Origin of the sequence: Rathayibacter sp. AY1C4 (assembly GCF_002932195.1) — a bacterium.
In the GTDB taxonomy this organism is placed as follows: Bacteria; Actinomycetota; Actinomycetes; order Actinomycetales; family Microbacteriaceae; genus Rathayibacter.
This window is the reverse complement of record NZ_PSWE01000005.1, coordinates 75,882-91,371: the sequence shown is the minus strand read 5'-3', so window position 1 is coordinate 91,371 and position 15,490 is coordinate 75,882. Positions and strand designations below refer to the sequence as shown.

Genomic DNA, 15,490 nt, shown 5'->3' with positions numbered 1-15,490 from the left:
GAGGAAGAGCAGACCGATGAGCGCGCGCATTCTGGTGGTCGACGACGACGCCGCCCTGGCCGAGATGATCGGCATCGTCCTGCGCGCCGACGGGTACGACGTCTCCTTCTGCGCGGACGGCTCCGGCGCCCTCGAGGCCTTCCGGCGGGCCCGGCCGGACCTGGTCCTGCTCGACCTGATGCTGCCCGGGATCGACGGGATCGAGGTGTGCCGCGCGATCCGCGCCGAGTCCGGAGTCCCCGTCATCATGCTGACGGCCAAGTCCGACACCTCCGACGTCGTGCAGGGCCTCGAGTCCGGCGCCGACGACTACATGGTCAAGCCGTTCGACCCCAAGGAGCTCGTCGCGCGGATCAGGACGCGCCTGCGTCCCGCCACCGCCGCCGCGAACGCGGTGCTGCAGGTCGGGGACCTGAGCCTCGACGTCGCCGGCCACGAGGTCCGCCGCGGCGAGACGCGCATCGGCCTGACCCCGCTCGAGTTCGACCTCCTCCTCGCCCTCGCCTCCAAGCCCCAGCAGGTCTTCACCCGCGAGATGCTGCTCGAGCAGGTCTGGGGCTACCACTACAAGGCCGACACCCGCCTCGTGAACGTGCACGTCCAGCGCCTGCGCGCCAAGGTCGAGAAGGACCCGGACGACCCCCGCATCGTGATGACCGTGCGCGGCGTCGGCTACCGCGCCGGCGCCGTCCTCCCGGGCTGACCGTGCCCCGCCTCGCCGCTCCCGACGTGCGCCGGTGGCCCCGCCGCGTGCTCGGGGTGTGGCGCACGTCGCTGCAGTTCCGCGCGGTCGCGATCACGGTCCTGCTCAGCGGCATCGCCATCGGCTCGACCGGCGTCTACCTCTCGTACAGCATCAGCGACAACCTGTTCCAGTCACGGCTGACGCAGGTCACGGGCGACACGTCGCGCGCGACCCGGGCCGCGCAGGGATACCTCGACGCCGCCACAGTCTCCACCCGCCAGGACATGGAGGAGGTGATGAGCTCGGTGCGCACCGCCGTCCGGGACGCCTCCTCCTCCGCGCTGATCGCCGTCGTGCGCTCGCCCGACCAGGAGGCGTCCTCGCTGGCGCCTCAGGACATCTACAACCGCGAGCTGCAGAACGGCGTGATCAGCGACGCGCTGCGCGAGCGGGTGCAGGCGGGCTCCGACGGGCAGTACTGGCAGTCGGTGACGCTCGACGCCTCCGGTCAGCAGCAGCCCGGCATCCTCGTCGGCTCGACCCTCGAGCTGCCGAGCTCGGCCGGGCGCTACGAGCTGTACATCGGCTACTCCCTCGCGGACGCGGAGCGCACGCTCCAGTTCGTGCAGCAGGTGCTCAACGTGGCGGGGATCCTGCTCATCCTGCTGATCGGAGCGGTCAGCTGGGTCGTCGTGCGGATCGTCGTCGCCCCGGTCCGGGTCGCGGCCGAGACGAGCCAGCGCCTCGCCGCCGGCGACTTCGACGTGCGGATCCCCGAGCGGGGCCAGGACGTGATCGCGACCCTCGCCCGGTCCTTCAACGGCATGGCCGACAGCCTGCAGGACCGGATCAGCGAGCTCGCGACGCTCAGCCAGGTCCAGCAGCGCTTCGTCTCGGACGTCTCGCACGAGCTCCGGACGCCGCTGACGACGATGAAGCTGGCCGGGGACGTGCTGTACGACCAGCGCGAGGACTTCGCCCCGGTCGCCGAGCGCACGGTCGAGCTGCTGCACAGCCAGATCGACCGCTTCGAGAGCCTCCTCGCCGACCTGCTCGAGATCTCCCGCCACGACGCGGGATCGGCCGAGCTCGAGCTCGAGCCGGTCAACCTGGTGAAGCTGGCCGGCGACGAGATCGAGGCGATGCGCGGGATCGCGGAGGCGAACGGCTCCCGGCTCACTCTCTCCGCCCCGGGCGGCTACTTCGACGCCGACCTCGATCCGCGCCGCATCCGCCGGATCGTCCGCAACCTGCTGGGCAACGCGATCGAGCACGGCGACGGCCGCGAGGTCGTCGTCACCGTCGACAGCAACGCCAGCGCGGTCGCCCTCGCGGTGCGCGACTACGGGCACGGCATGAGCAGCGAGGAGGTGGTGCGCGTCTTCGACCGCTTCTGGCGCGCCGACCCGTCCCGCCGCCGCACGCTCGGCGGCACCGGCCTCGGCCTCTCCATCGCGCAGGAGGACACCGCCCTGCACCACGGCTGGCTGCAGGTCTGGTCAGTGCCCGATCGCGGCGCCTGCTTCCGCCTGACCGTGCCCCGGCACCGCGGCGAGCGGATCGAGGCCTCGCCGCTCCCGCTGCCCCCGGTCGACGCGGGCGAGCAGGCCTACAGCGGCCCGATCGTCCTCCCGCCGCTGCAGGCTCCTCCGGTCGGGGCCGCGGGGGTGCTCCCGTGAGGCGCGGCGTCCTCCGCGCCGTCGCGGCCGCCGCGCTGCTCGCGCTCGGGCTGGCCGGGTGCGCCGGCATCCCGCGGGACGGCGACGTCGGAGTCGGACGGCCCGACACCGCGCCGCAGGACCTCCAGTACGACTTCCTCCCGTCGGGACCCGCCGTCGGTGCGTCGCAGCGCGACATCCTGACCGGCTTCATCGACGCCGCGTCGAGCCCGCAGAACAACTACAAGATCGCCCGCGAGTTCCTCTCCACCGGAGCCGACTGGACGCCGGGCGAGCACGTGACGGTCGACGAGGGCCAGCGCTCCGCCTCGCCGCAGTCGGGATCCACGCTCTCGCTGACGATCACGCCCGTCGCCGAGGTCGACGCGACCGGCGTCTACACCGACGTCGCCACCACGGCCGGCCTGACCCTCGACTACGGCTTCGTCCAGGAGAACGGCGAGTGGCGCATCAGCGCGCCGCCGAGCGGCGTGGTGATCGACCGCACCACCTTCGAGCAGGTCTTCTCGACGCACGCGCTCTACTTCTTCGACCCCGGATACCAGTACCTCGTGCCGGACCTGCGCTGGTTCGCCTCGCGCGCCGACAGCTCCACCAGCACCACGATCGTCACCGAGCTGTTGCGCGGCCCCACGCCGTGGCTGCGGGACTCCGCCGCCGTCGTGTCGGCCTTCCCGACCGGGACGACGCTGGCGGCCGAGACCGTGCCGGTCGAGTCGCAGCGCGCCGTGGTGGACCTGAACCCGGCCGCTCTCGAGGCCGATCCGGCGCAGTGGCGGCTGATGGCGCTGCAGCTGAACCGGAGCCTCGCGAACGTCTCGAACGTCACCGGAGTCGCGCTCTCCGTCGAGCAGAACCCGATCGACGTCCCCTCCGAGGTCACCGGGCTGCCGACCTCGCCCCGCGTCGACACCCGGCCGCTCGTGCTGACCGACGACGCTTTCGGATTCCTCGGCTCCTCCGGGCTGGCCGGCCTCGGGATCTCGGATCGGATCGAGGCGCTGCAGCCGCGGGCCGCGGTCCTCGGCGAGCAGCGCGGGGCCGACTCGGACGCGTCGGCCGCCGTGCTCACCGCCGCGGGCGTGAGCCTCGTGGAGCCCGACGGCGCCGACGTCCTCCTCGACGCGCGGTCGGGCCTCGTCGCGCCGACGATCGATCCGCTCGGGTACGTGTGGTCCGTGCCGTCGGCCTCGCCCGGGCAGCTGGTGGCGTACTCCGCGGACGGCTCGCGCTCGATGCAGGTCGCGACGGCCTGGAGCGAGGTCGAGTCGCTCGCCTCGATCGCCGTGTCGCGCGACGGCACCCGGATGCTGGCGCTCGCCCAGGACGGGCAGCAGGCGACGGTGCTGGTGGCCGGCATCACCCGCTCACGGGACGGCGACCCGGTGGCGGTCGGCGAGCCGGTCGTCCTCCGCTCGACTCCGGGGACCGCAGTCGCCGCGGCCTGGACGGACGAGCTCGACGTGGTGTCGGTCGTGCGCGGCTCGACGGGAGAGGACGCCGTCACGATGAACCTGCTCGGCGGAGGCGCCACGGCGCTCGGCACGACGACGGGCACGGTCCAGATCGCCGCGGGCAACACCTCGACCCAGGTCCGCATCCTCGCCGAGGGCGGGGAGCTCCGGCAGCAACGGGGCTCGGCCTGGCAGACGACCGCGACGGACATCCGGCTGCTCGCGACGCAGACCGGCATGGGGTCCTGACGGGTCCTGTCGGCGACGACGAGCCCTGTCGACGACGGCGCTCCCCGGATGCTCCTCCCCAGGCGCGTCGGGCGGGCGGATCGTCCCGATCCGACGGATCCACCCACCGCGCCGCGGCCCGGACGGCGAACGTGGAGGCATGCTCTCCGATCACCTGCTCGACGCCCTCGCCGTCCTCCTCCCGCTGGAGTGCCCCGCCTGCGGAGAGCCGACGAGCCGGGCGCCCTGTCCGGACTGCTCGGCCGACGCGGCCGCCTCGGCCTGCCTGCTGACCCGCGTCGTCGGACCGCCGGACGATCCGCTCCTCGTCGTCACCGGTGCCCCGTACGAGGGCACGGTGCGCCGCCTCGTCGTCGCGCTGAAGGAGGAGGGCCGCACGGCCTGCCTCGCCCCGCTCGGCGCGCTGCTGCGTCCGGCCCTCGGCGCGGCGCTCGCAGGCAGCCCCGCGATCCTGGTCGTCCCGCCCGGCTCCTGGCTCGGCCGCGTGCGGCGGGGCGCCGATCCCGTCGCGCAGCTGGTCGCCGCGGCGGGAGGGCGGGCGGCGCGTCCTCTCCGGCGGTCGCGGATGGTCCGCGACCAGGTCGGGCTCGGCCGCGTCGAGCGGCGCGGCAACCTCGACGGGGCGTTCCGCGCCCGCCGTCCGCTCTCGTCGTGGCCGCCGGTGGTCCTCGTCGACGACGTGGTCACCTCCGGCGCGACCCTGCTCGAGCTCCGGCGCGCCGTGCGTGCGGCCGGCGGGACGGTCCGGGCCGCGGCGGCCCTGGCCGGCACCGCGCAACGAGGAGGGAACGTAGCAGCAGAATCCGGACGAACTCCCGGTGACGATCCGGTGGCCGGGGTCTACGGTGGGGGCACGGCGTGAACGGTCCGCCCCGGAGAAAGGCGGCACGCCGTACTCGACTGGGAGGTTGTCATGGACATCGACATCACAGGACGCAACATCGACATCACCGATCGCTTCCGCGCGTACGCGACGGAGAAGTCGGACAAGGTGGCGCACCTCGCCGATCGTGCTCTCGCACTCGAGATCAAGGCGAGCAGGCACGCCGAGGGCAAGGGCTCGGCTGGCGGCGACCGCGTGGAGCTGACGCTGATCGGCAAGGGGCCCGTGGTCCGGGCCGAGGCGAGCGGAGCCGACAAGTACGCGGCGTTCGACGTCGCCATCGGCCGGCTGCTCGAACGGGTGAGACGCGCCAAGGACCGGAAGAAGGTCCATCGGGGCCAGCATCGGCCGACCTCGCTCCGCGACGCGGCCGCCGACGACTTCAGCGTCGTCGCCATCCAGCCGGCCGACGCGGCGGTGCTGGAGCAGCTGAGCACGGGCGTCATCCCCGTGCAGGAGGCGCCGGAGCCGGTGGAGGACGAGGTCGAGGAGCCGTACTGCCCCGTCGTCATCCGCAAGAAGGTCTTCGCCTCCGTCTCGATGACCGTCGACGACGCCGTCGACTACATGGAGCTGGTCGGACACGACTTCTACCTCTTCATCGACTCCGACACGAACCGCCCGAGCGTGGTCTACCGCCGCAAGGGCTGGGACTACGGCGTCATCGGCCTCGGCGACGAGGCCGACGAGCTCGCCGAGCAGGCCGCCGGCTGAGATCCGACCCCGGGCCCCGGAGCATCCGCTCCGGGGCCCTCCCCGTGCCCAGGCAGGGAGTCCGCCCAGGGCGGACGCGTCGCCCCGACCGCTCGCCGCCCGCCCCGGCTAGGCTGGTCGCGGTCCGCGCTCCGGCGCGCGACTCCTGTCTTCTACTTTTTTGGAGTACCCCGTGGCCTCTGTCCTCGAAAAGGTCCTTCGCGTCGGGGAGGGGCGGGTCATCCGCCGCCTCGAGAACTACGCGAAGGCCGTCAACGCCCTCGAAGAGGACTTCACGCACCTCAGCGACGAGGAGCTGAAGAACGAGACCGTCGAGCTGCGCGAGCGCTACTCGAACGGCGAGTCCCTCGACGACCTGCTGCCGGAGGCGTTCGCCGCCGTCCGCGAGGCCTCGCGCCGGACGCTCGGCCTCCGCCACTTCGACGTGCAGCTCATGGGCGGCGCCGCCCTGCACCTGGGCAACATCGCCGAGATGAAGACCGGAGAGGGCAAGACGCTGGTCGCGACCCTCCCGGCCTACCTCAACGCGATCGCCAGCCGCGGCGTGCACATCGTCACGGTCAACGACTTCCTCGCGTCGTACCAGTCCGAGCTGATGGGGCGCGTGTTCCGCGCCCTCGGCATGACGACCGGAGTGATCCTCTCGGGCCAGACCCCGGAGCAGCGCCGTGAGCAGTACTCGGCCGACATCACCTACGGCACGAACAACGAGTTCGGCTTCGACTACCTCCGCGACAACATGGCGTGGCAGGCGCAGGACATGGTCCAGCGCGGCCACTTCTACGCCATCGTCGACGAGGTCGACTCGATCCTCATCGACGAGGCCCGCACCCCGCTGATCATCTCCGGACCGGCGTCGGGCGAGGCGAACCGCTGGTTCGCGGAGTTCGCCAACCTCGCCAAGCGCCTCGACGAGGGCGAGGACTTCGAGGTCGACGAGAAGAAGCGCACCGTCGGCGTCCTCGAGCCCGGCATCGAGAAGGTCGAGGACTACCTCGGCATCGACAACCTCTACGAGTCGGCGAACACCCCGCTGATCTCGTTCCTCAACAACGCCATCAAGGCGCGCGCGCTGTTCAAGAAGGACAAGGACTACGTCGTGCTGAACGGCGAGGTCCTGATCGTCGACGAGCACACCGGCCGCATCCTGGCCGGACGCCGCTACAACGAGGGCATCCACCAGGCCATCGAGGCGAAGGAGGGCGTGCAGGTCAAGGCCGAGAACCAGACCCTGGCCACCGTCACGCTCCAGAACTACTTCCGCCTCTACGCGAAGCTCTCCGGCATGACCGGAACGGCCGAGACCGAGGCCGCCGAGTTCATGTCGACCTACAAGCTCGGCGTCGTCCCGATCCCGACGAACCGCAAGATGCAGCGGATCGACAACGCCGACCTCGTCTACAAGAACGAGCAGGTCAAGTTCGCCCAGGTCGTCGAGGACATCGCGGAGCGCCACGCGGCCGGGCAGCCGGTCCTCGTCGGCACGACCAGCGTCGAGAAGAGCGAGTACCTCTCGCGCCTGCTCGCCAAGAAGGGCGTGCGCCACGAGGTCCTGAACGCCAAGAACCACGCGCGGGAGGCGGCCATCGTCGCCCAGGCCGGCCGCCTCGGCGCCGTCACCGTCGCGACCAACATGGCCGGTCGAGGCACCGACATCATGCTCGGCGGCAACGCCGAGTTCCTCGCGGTCTCCGAGATGACGGCCAAGGGCCTGAACCCCTCCGAGACTCCGGAGGAGTACGAGGCCGCGTGGGACGAGGTCTTCGCCGCCGTCAAGGAGAAGGTGGGCGAGGAGGCCGAGAAGGTCCAGGCCGCCGGCGGCCTCTACGTGCTCGGCACCGAGCGCCACGAGTCGCGCCGCATCGACAACCAGCTCCGCGGACGCTCGGGGCGCCAGGGCGACCCGGGGGAGAGCCGCTTCTACCTCTCGCTCACCGACGACCTCATGCGCCTGTTCAACTCCGGCGCCGCCGAGGCGCTCATGGGCCGCGGCAACGTCCCGGACGACATCGCCATCGAGTCGAAGGTCGTCTCGCGCGCCATCCGCAGCGCCCAGTCGCAGGTCGAGGCCCGCAACGCCGAGATCCGCAAGAACGTCCTCAAGTACGACGACGTCCTCAACCGCCAGCGCGAGGCGATCTACTCGGACCGCCGCCACATCCTCGAGGGCGACGACCTGCACGAGCGCACCCAGAAGTTCCTCGTCGACGTGATCGACGAGATCCTCGAGGTGCACACCGGCGACGGCAACGGCGACGACTGGGACTTCGACGCCCTCTGGACCGAGCTGAAGACGCTGTACCCGATCAGCCTCACCATCGACGAGGTGGTGCAGGAGGCGGGCAGCCGCGGTCGCATCAACAAGGAGTTCATGCGCCGCGAGATCCTCTCGGACGCGCAGCTCGCCTACCAGCGCCGCGAGGAGCAGCTGGGCTCTCCCGCCATGCGCGAGCTCGAGCGCCGTGTCGTGCTCTCGGTGATCGACCGCCGCTGGCGCGACCACCTCTACGAGATGGACTACCTCAAGGACGGCATCGGCCTGCGCGCGATGGCCCAGCGCGACCCGCTGGTCGAGTACCAGCGCGAGGGCTTCGCCCTGTTCCAGCAGATGATGGGGCAGATCCGCGAGGAGACCGTCGGCTTCCTCTTCAACCTCGAGGTCGAGGTGACCCAGAAGCAGGGCGAGGTCGCCGGAGTCGCGGCCAAGGGCCTCGCTCAGCCGGTCGCTCCGGCCGAGAAGCTCAGCTACTCGGCCCCGAGCGACACCGGCGGCGTCGAGGTCCGCGACCAGCGCGGACAGGTGCAGCAGGCGGCCACCGCGAAGGCCCGCGCCGAGGAGGCCCGCAAGGCGCTTCCCGAGGGCGAGGCGGAGGAGACTCCGACGACCGGCGCCTTCGGCCAGAAGCCGGGCGGCTCGGACGCCCCCGCCAACCGCGAGGAGCGGCGCGCGCAGTCCAAGCGCCGCTGAGTCCTCCCCGGACGACGCCGACGGCCCCGGTCCCGCAGCAGCGGGTGTCCGGGGCCGTCGGCGTTCCTGCGGAGGCTCGGAGCCCGCCTCGCCCGCCGTCAGGACTCGCCGCGCGCGAGGGCCGAGACGAAGCCGCCGGCGAAGGTGTCGCCGAGGCCGATCGTCGTCGGCCGGTCCGTCTCGAGGACGAGCCCGGGGACGCAGCAGGCCTCGAGCGCCGACTCCACCGCTGCGCACACCGCTTGCGAGCCGGGCTGGGGAGGGAGTCCGCCGATGTGGTCGTAGTCGGCGGCGGTGAAGCCGTCCCCGAGGAGGTCGCGGAGCTCGATCGCGCGGATCATCTCGTCACCGCCGCCCCCGGAGTTCGAGGAGGCCCTGCGCGACAGGGGAGTGGAGATCGTGCTCCCGGCCGGTGCGGCCGTCCGGGAGCGCTGACCCGCTCCTCACAGCACGTTGATCGCGGTGGCACGCCAGCGCGCGTCCGTGCCCTCGAGCCGGATCGCGACGGCCCGGCTCCGTGCGCGGTGATGCACCAGGACCACTCCCTCGACGACGCCGTCCCGCGGCTCCGTGACGATCACCCGTCCGACCGTGAACGGGACGCGCTGCGCCGTCCGCTTCCGCAGGCTGCGGGCGCGGGCCGCGAGCACGACCCGCTTCTGCAGGTGGTGGTAGACCTCGTCGCTCAGCCACCGCGCGATCTGGTCGATCTCGCGCGAGCCCTCGAGGATCTCGATCACGAGGTGCGTGAGCCGGGCGAGCAGGGGCTCCGGTTCGGGCAGCTCCGCGCGGGTCGCAGGCTGCGGGGCGAAGAACTCCGCGAGGGTGAGCCGCTCCACGGCCGCCTCGGGGTCGAGGGGGAGGGTGCGGTAGTCGAAGGCGTGGAGGGGAAGGCTCATGCGGCGATCTCCTGGGGCAGGACGAGCTGTTCACGGGTCCGGGTCACCTCTCTGCTCGACGGGCGGGGCGCGCTGGGTCGGCACGCGAGGACGACCTCATCGAAGCAGTCGAGGGATGCTCATGGAAGGCAGAGGCGCAGACTGTGGATAATCGTCGGCCGTCCCGAGCTGTGGACAGCGAGCCCGGCGTGCACCGCCCGGCCGCGCCCTAGGCTTGTCGGGTGTCGACCCTCAGTGACCTCGTCCTCTCCCACGGCCGATCCGACGAAGCGGACGTCGAATGGCTGCACCTGCTCGTCGGCGACCTGCAGCTGCTCGCCGACCTGGCCTTCGCCGACATCGTGCTCTGGGTGCCCACGGCCGACGACAGCTTCGTCGCCGTCGCCCACGCGCGCCCCAGCAGCGCGGCGACGCTCTTCTACCGCGACTTCGTCGGGCAGAGGATCAAGTCGGAGTGGCGCGCCCAGGTCGTCGAGGCGTTCGAGACCGCGCGGATCGTCGACACCTCCGCCCCGGACTGGTTCGAGGAGACGCCCACCCGCGTGCGCGCGGTGCCCGTCCTGCGCCGCCTGGGGGCCTCCGACGGCGGCACGACGGACCGCCCCATCGCGGTCGTCACGCGCCACACCAACCTCAGCGAGACGCGCACGCCGAGCCGGCAGGAGCTGACGTTCAACGACTGCGCGAACGACCTCTTCTCGATGATCGCCTCGGGCGACTTCCCGGACCTGGGCGCGCCGACCGGTCCTCGTCGCGGGGCGCCGCGCGCGTCCGACGGACTGATCCGCCTGGACGTCGACGGCGTCACCACGTTCGCGAGCCCCAACGCCCTCTCGGCGTTCAACCGCATCGGCTTCGCCGACGAGCTCGAGGGGGAGTCGCTCGCCGAGGTCACCACGAAGCTGATCGCGGGGAAGGTCGTCATCGACGAGTCGCTCCCGCTGGTCGTGACCGGCCGGGCGCCGTGGCGCACCGACATCGAGGCCCGCGGAGTGACGGTGTCGCTGCGCGCGATCCCGATCCGCGACCGCGGCGAGCGGGTCGGCGCCGTCGTCCTGTGCCGCGACGTGACGGAGCTGCGCCACCAGGAGCGGGAGCTCATCACCAAGGACGCGACGATCCGCGAGATCCACCACCGCGTGAAGAACAACCTGCAGACCGTGGCCTCGCTGCTGCGGATCCAGGCCAGGCGCACCCACTCCGACCTCGCCCGGGAGGCGCTCACGCAGGCGATGCGCCGCGTCGCCGCCATCGCGGTCGTGCACGACACGCTCTCGGAGGGGCTGAACCAGAACGTCGACTTCGACGCGGTCTTCGACCGGGTGCTGCTGCTGATCGCCGAGGTCGCCTCGACCCACAACACCACGGTGCACCCGAAGCTGACGGGGAGCTTCGGCAACCTGCCCAGCGAGTACGCGACTCCGCTCGCGCTCGCCCTGACCGAGCTGGTCACCAACGCCGTCGAGCACGGCCTGGCCGGACGGGAGGGCGACGTGGAGATCGTCGCCTCGCGCAGCGACGACGAGCTCACGGTGAAGGTGCGCGACACGGGCGTCGGGCTGCCGGAGGGCAAGGTCGGATCGGGCCTGGGCACGCAGATCGTGCGCACGCTCATCCAGGGCGAGCTCGGCGGCACCATCGACTGGCACACGCTGGTCGGGCGCGGCACCGAGGTCACCATCGAGGTGCCGCTGCGGTGGCTGGAGCGCGCCCGCTCCTGAGCCCGGAGACGACGCGACCCCCGCTGCCGAGAGGCGACGGGGGTCGGGATCGTTCGTGCCGCCGAGCGGCTCGTGCGCCTAGGAGGCGCGGCGTGCGCGGGCGGCGCGGCGCTTCAGGGCGCGACGCTCGTCCTCGCTGAGGCCGCCCCACACGCCCGAGTCCTGGCCGGTCTCGAGGGCGTACTGGAGGCAGACCTCGGTGACGGTGCAGCGTGCGCACACCGACTTCGCCTTCTCGATCTGGTCTACGGCCGGGCCGGTGTTGCCGACCGGGAAGAAAAGCTCGGGGTCTGCGGTGAGGCAAGCGGCCTTGTCGCGCCAGTCCATGCGGGTGCTCCTTGTGTGAAGGCGTGCGTGGAGGAACCACGCAGTGTTCGGGTGGGATGATCGATCCACGCCGACGATCCCGACCAGTACTCGACCTCCGCGCCCTCACCGGCGCACGCCACGAGGCCCCGTGCTGGAGCGCGGGGTGGATCGGGGTGGTGGACGGGAGAACGCTCGGTTCTTGCCGGTGCACTCGACGCGATGCGCGAGCACTGCGTCGGCCACCCGGCTCCAGTGCTGGTCATCCGGCTCGCCCCCGTGCCTGACGGCGCGGCGGGATCGGATGTTCACATCGGCGGAAACCCACGACCCTGTGAGCGGTGAAACGAACTGGACTAGCCTGTCACGGGGATGAGCCCGAATCAAGAGTCCTGGATGGGATGTGCCTGTGACCGCTGACGCGAACGGGTCCCGCGGACCCCGCCCGATCGCCTCCCGGCCGCTCGGTCTGGTGGCGCTGATCGCGGTCCTGGCCCTCGAGACGCTCGCCGTCGCCGGGGTCGCGGCGTGGCTCGTGCTCGAGCTGCTGACGACCCGGGCCGACACGGTCGGCGGAGGGATCGCCATCGTCGTCCTCGCGCTGATCGCCGTGTGCTGGGCCGCCGCGACGACGCTCGGCGCCGTGCGACGGCGTGGCTGGATGCGCGCGTCGGCGCTGACGATCCAGCTGGTGATGATGGCCGTGGCGCTCGGCGCCTTCCAGGGCCAGTACGCCGTGCCCGACATCGGCTGGGCGCTGCTGGCGCCGGCCGTGGTGGCCGTCGTCGCGCTGTTCCTCCCGAGCGTGGTCGCCGCCACTCGTCGCGATCCGACCGTGTAGTCGGACGGCTGGCGCGCCGCCGCTCGCGGGTGCGACGCTGGAGGGACCCCCTCCTCGACACGGAAGCGACGCGCATGGACTCCACCCGACTCGGCTCCAGCGGCCTGCAGATCTCCTCGATCGTCCTCGGCTGCATGAGCTTCGGCGCTCCCGACCGCGGGGCCCACGGCTGGAGCATGGGTGAGGAGGAGTCGCGGACCTTCCTCCGGCGGGCGCTGGACCTGGGGATCACCACGTTCGACACGGCGGACGTCTACTCCGACGGCACGAGCGAGGAGTTCGTCGGCCGGGCGCTCGCGGACTTCGCGGTCCGCGAGGAGGTCGTGATCGCCACGAAGGTCCACGGGCGGATGCGCCCCGGCCCCAACGGCGGCGGCCTCTCGCGGCGGCACATCCTCAGCGCGATCGACGACAGCCTCCGGCGTCTCGGCACGGACTACGTCGACCTCTACCAGATCCACCGCTGGGACCCCGAGACGCCGATCGAGGAGACGATGGAGACGCTCCACGACGTCGTCCGCTCGGGCAGGGCGCGCTACATCGGCGCCTCGAGCATGTGGGCGTGGCAGTTCGCGAAGGCGCAGTACACCGCGGATCTGGGCGGCTGGACGCGGTTCGTCTCGATGCAGGACCAGTACAACCTGATCCAGCGCGAGGACGAGCGCGAGCTGCACCCCTTCTGCGTCGACCAGGGAGTCGGCGTGATCCCGTGGTCGCCGCTCGCCCGGGGCCGGCTCACCCGCGACTGGGACGAGACCACGGCGCGCACCGAGACCGACGTCTTCGGCGGCACCCTCTACCGCCAGCAGGAGGAGGCCGACCGGCGGACCGTCGCGACCGTCGCACGCATCGCCGAGCAGCGCGGCGTGCCCCGTGCGCAGGTGGCGCTCGCCTGGGTCCGGCAGCAGGAGGCGGTCACCGCTCCGATCGTCGGAGCCACGAAGCTCCACCACCTCGACGACGCGGTCGCGTCGCTGGACGTGGAGCTGACCGCCGACGAGCTGGAGGCGCTGGGCGCCGACTACGCTCCGCGCGCCAACGAGGGGTTCTGATCAGGCCGATGCGCCACCGCTGATCCGCCCGAGCGGTCTCCGCTATTCTTCCTCTCGAAGATGACGGAAGCTCGGATAAGGAGGCGGCGTGGCGAGGAGTGCCGGGGATCCGCTGGGGGCGCGCTACCGCCTGCTCGAGCGGATCGGCTCGGGCGCCGCGGGCGAGGTGTGGCGCGTCGCCGACGCGCAGGGGCCGGACCGCGCGGCGAAGCTCCTCCGCGGTGAGCACGTGCACGACGCGGGCCTGGTCGAGCGGTTCGTCCGTGAGAGGTCGGTGCTCACCCGTCTGCGACACCCGCACGTCGTGGAGGTGCTCGACCTCGTCGTGGAGGGGGAGATGCTCGGGATCGTGATGGAGCTCGTCGGCGGCGGATCGCTGCGGGAGCTGCTGCGGGACGAGGGCACGCTCCCGGCGGTCGATGCGCTGTCCGTGGCGGCCTCGATCCTCGACGCTCTCGCCGCCGCGCACGCGATCGGCACGGTCCACCGGGACGTGAAGCCCGACAACGTCCTGCTCGCGGAGGGTGCGGACGATGCGGGCTCCGCCGTCCGCGTCTCCGACTTCGGCATCGCTCACGTGGTCGCCGAGGGGCCGCGCGCGACGACGGGCGTCATCGGGACGCCGGAGTACCTCTCGCCCGAGATGCTCGCCACCGGAGCGGCCGGCCCGCCGAGCGACGTCTACTCGACGGGGATCCTGCTCTACGAGCTGCTGTGCGGCCGGACCCCGTTCGCGGGCCCCGGCGCCGACGTCGCGGTCGCCTACCGGCACGTCGCGATGCTCCCGCCGCCGCTGGAGCTGCCGCCGCGGCTCGCGTCGCTCCTGGACCGGATGCTCGCGAAGGATCCGGCGTCGCGGCCGACGGCTGCGGAGGCGGCGGGGATCCTGCGACGCCTCTCCCCGGCACTGGCCGGGCTGCCGGCGCTGCCGCTCGCGGCGGGCGTGGCAGAGTTCGAGGAGGCCGAGCGCCCGGGCACGGTCCTCCGCGGGATGGCGGTGGAGATGTCGTCGGAGCCGGTGGAGGAGGGGCCCGCTCCCGAGCTCGGCCCGTCATCGCAGGCGACCGTGCTCCGCCCGGTGCCGCGCCGGGAGCTGCGCCTGGCGGAACGGCCGTTCGAGGCTCCAGCTCGGCGGGGGCGCGGCGGACGTCTGCGGATGATCCTCGCCGCCCTCGGCGCCGGCGTCCTGCTCATCGGGGCGGTGCTCCTCGCCGTCCAGCCGCGCGGCGGCGGAGCACGGGCCTCGGCGCCGGATGCCGACCTGTCGGCCCGGCAGCAGGACCGGCCGCTGCCGACGGGCCTCGGAGTGACGCGATCGGCCACCTGGGACGCGGAGCGACGGGCCGTGGTCGTCGAGATCTCCTACTCCGCCCAGAGCGCGCCCCTCTCGGGGTCCTTCCTCGAGGTGCTGCCGGGCCCGGACGCCGCGGCGGCGTGCCCCGCGGCCAGCTGGTCCGGAGTGACGGCGGTGCGCAACCGGCCGAGCGTCACCGGAGTCGGGGTCGGCTGCGGTTGGAGCCTGACGGACCTGCACGTCCCGGCGCAGGGGATCGTCGACGTCACGGCGACCGTGCCGATCGCGGTGGCCGAGCAGAGCGCCCTGGACGGGTGGCTGGCGGCGGCAGCGTCTGCGACGGCACAGGCCGTGGCCGACCCTGCGGTCACCGGGACGGCGTATCCCGTGCAGCGGCTGCGGGATGTGCGGATCGAGACTCCCGCGCGGACGGTCGGCCGGACCCCGCTGCCGGTGACGCTGGTGCCGGTCTGGCCGAGCGGGGCCGACCCCGTGAACCCCCTGCTCGCGACGCCGTCGTCCGCGCCGGCGAGCAGCATGCTCGAGGCGACCGCGGGCGGAGTGGAGGGCGTTCGCTTCAGCGACGGCTGCAGCGGCGCGGTCGCCGTGTCGTCCGACGGGCTGACGGTGACCGCCCTCACGGTGACTCCGTCCTGCGAGCTGCGCGCCCGCGTGGGCGCGTTCTCGGACCTCTCGAGCAGTCCCTTCGCGATCACCACTCGCGAGTGAGTCGACCTCCCGCGCC

The 15,490-nt window shown here is 72.4% G+C and carries 13 protein-coding genes; 10 read left to right on the top strand and 3 right to left on the bottom strand.

Features of this window, described 5'->3' with window-relative positions; all coding sequences use genetic code 11:
- Positions 1–16 precede the first annotated feature (16 nt).
- From mtrA to secA, 6 genes are all read left to right on the top strand, one after another.
- The gene (gene mtrA, locus C5C99_RS04020; RefSeq protein ID WP_104224133.1) at positions 17–703 is read left to right on the top strand and encodes an MtrAB system response regulator MtrA; all 687 of its coding nucleotides are present in this window, start codon (positions 17–19) and stop codon (positions 701–703) included.
- Positions 704–705: 2 nt separating this feature from the next.
- The gene (mtrB, locus tag C5C99_RS04015) at positions 706–2,364 is read left to right on the top strand and encodes an MtrAB system histidine kinase MtrB (protein WP_244229464.1); all 1,659 of its coding nucleotides are present in this window, start codon (positions 706–708) and stop codon (positions 2,362–2,364) included.
- Positions 2,361–4,067 (top strand): GerMN domain-containing protein, encoded by a 1,707-nt coding sequence (locus tag C5C99_RS17020; RefSeq protein ID WP_181074534.1) that lies wholly within the window; start codon positions 2,361–2,363, stop codon positions 4,065–4,067. Before mtrB ends, C5C99_RS17020 begins: the two co-directional genes overlap by 4 nt.
- A 139-nt stretch (positions 4,068–4,206) precedes the next feature.
- Entirely contained in the window at positions 4,207–4,929 is a 723-nt protein-coding gene (locus C5C99_RS04005; protein WP_104339627.1) for a ComF family protein, read from the top strand.
- A 51-nt stretch (positions 4,930–4,980) separates the two neighbouring features.
- A complete protein-coding gene (gene hpf, locus C5C99_RS04000) occupies positions 4,981–5,664 on the top strand; it encodes a ribosome hibernation-promoting factor, HPF/YfiA family (RefSeq protein ID WP_104224131.1) in 684 nt (227 codons plus the stop codon).
- Between the two features lie 172 nt (positions 5,665–5,836).
- A complete protein-coding gene (gene secA / locus C5C99_RS03995; protein ID WP_104225488.1) occupies positions 5,837–8,632 on the top strand; it encodes a preprotein translocase subunit SecA in 2,796 nt (931 codons plus the stop codon).
- A gap of 98 nt (positions 8,633–8,730) precedes the next feature.
- Here the strand turns inward: secA and C5C99_RS03990 are convergent, their stop codons facing one another.
- The gene (locus tag C5C99_RS03990) at positions 8,731–8,973 is read right to left on the bottom strand and encodes a hypothetical protein (protein WP_104283367.1); all 243 of its coding nucleotides are present in this window, start codon (positions 8,971–8,973) and stop codon (positions 8,731–8,733) included.
- Positions 8,974–9,075: 102 nt separating this feature from the next.
- Positions 9,076–9,531, bottom strand: a complete 456-nt coding sequence (locus C5C99_RS03985; protein WP_219812255.1) for an Rv3235 family protein — start codon at positions 9,529–9,531, stop codon at positions 9,076–9,078.
- A gap of 221 nt (positions 9,532–9,752) precedes the next feature.
- Here C5C99_RS03985 and C5C99_RS03980 point away from each other — a divergent pair, with 221 nt between their 5' ends.
- The gene (locus tag C5C99_RS03980) at positions 9,753–11,252 is read left to right on the top strand and encodes a sensor histidine kinase (protein WP_104224128.1); all 1,500 of its coding nucleotides are present in this window, start codon (positions 9,753–9,755) and stop codon (positions 11,250–11,252) included.
- A 78-nt stretch (positions 11,253–11,330) separates the two neighbouring features.
- On the opposite strand, the gene C5C99_RS03975 is transcribed toward C5C99_RS03980, so the two are convergent.
- Positions 11,331–11,579, bottom strand: a complete 249-nt coding sequence (locus tag C5C99_RS03975; protein ID WP_055788231.1) for a WhiB family transcriptional regulator — start codon at positions 11,577–11,579, stop codon at positions 11,331–11,333.
- Between the two features lie 388 nt (positions 11,580–11,967).
- Here C5C99_RS03975 and C5C99_RS03970 point away from each other — a divergent pair, with 388 nt between their 5' ends.
- The 3 genes from C5C99_RS03970 to C5C99_RS03960 all read left to right on the top strand — a co-directional run bounded on the left by C5C99_RS03970 (position 11,968) and on the right by C5C99_RS03960 (position 15,474).
- Positions 11,968–12,399 (top strand): hypothetical protein, encoded by a 432-nt coding sequence (locus tag C5C99_RS03970; RefSeq protein ID WP_258059261.1) that lies wholly within the window; start codon positions 11,968–11,970, stop codon positions 12,397–12,399.
- Between the two features lie 74 nt (positions 12,400–12,473).
- Positions 12,474–13,451, top strand: a complete 978-nt coding sequence (locus tag C5C99_RS03965; protein ID WP_104325363.1) for an aldo/keto reductase — start codon at positions 12,474–12,476, stop codon at positions 13,449–13,451.
- Positions 13,452–13,539: 88 nt separating this feature from the next.
- Positions 13,540–15,474: a serine/threonine-protein kinase gene (locus C5C99_RS03960; protein WP_104339626.1), complete on the top strand. Its 1,935-nt coding sequence runs from the start codon at positions 13,540–13,542 to the stop codon at positions 15,472–15,474.
- Positions 15,475–15,490: the final 16 nt, after the last annotated feature.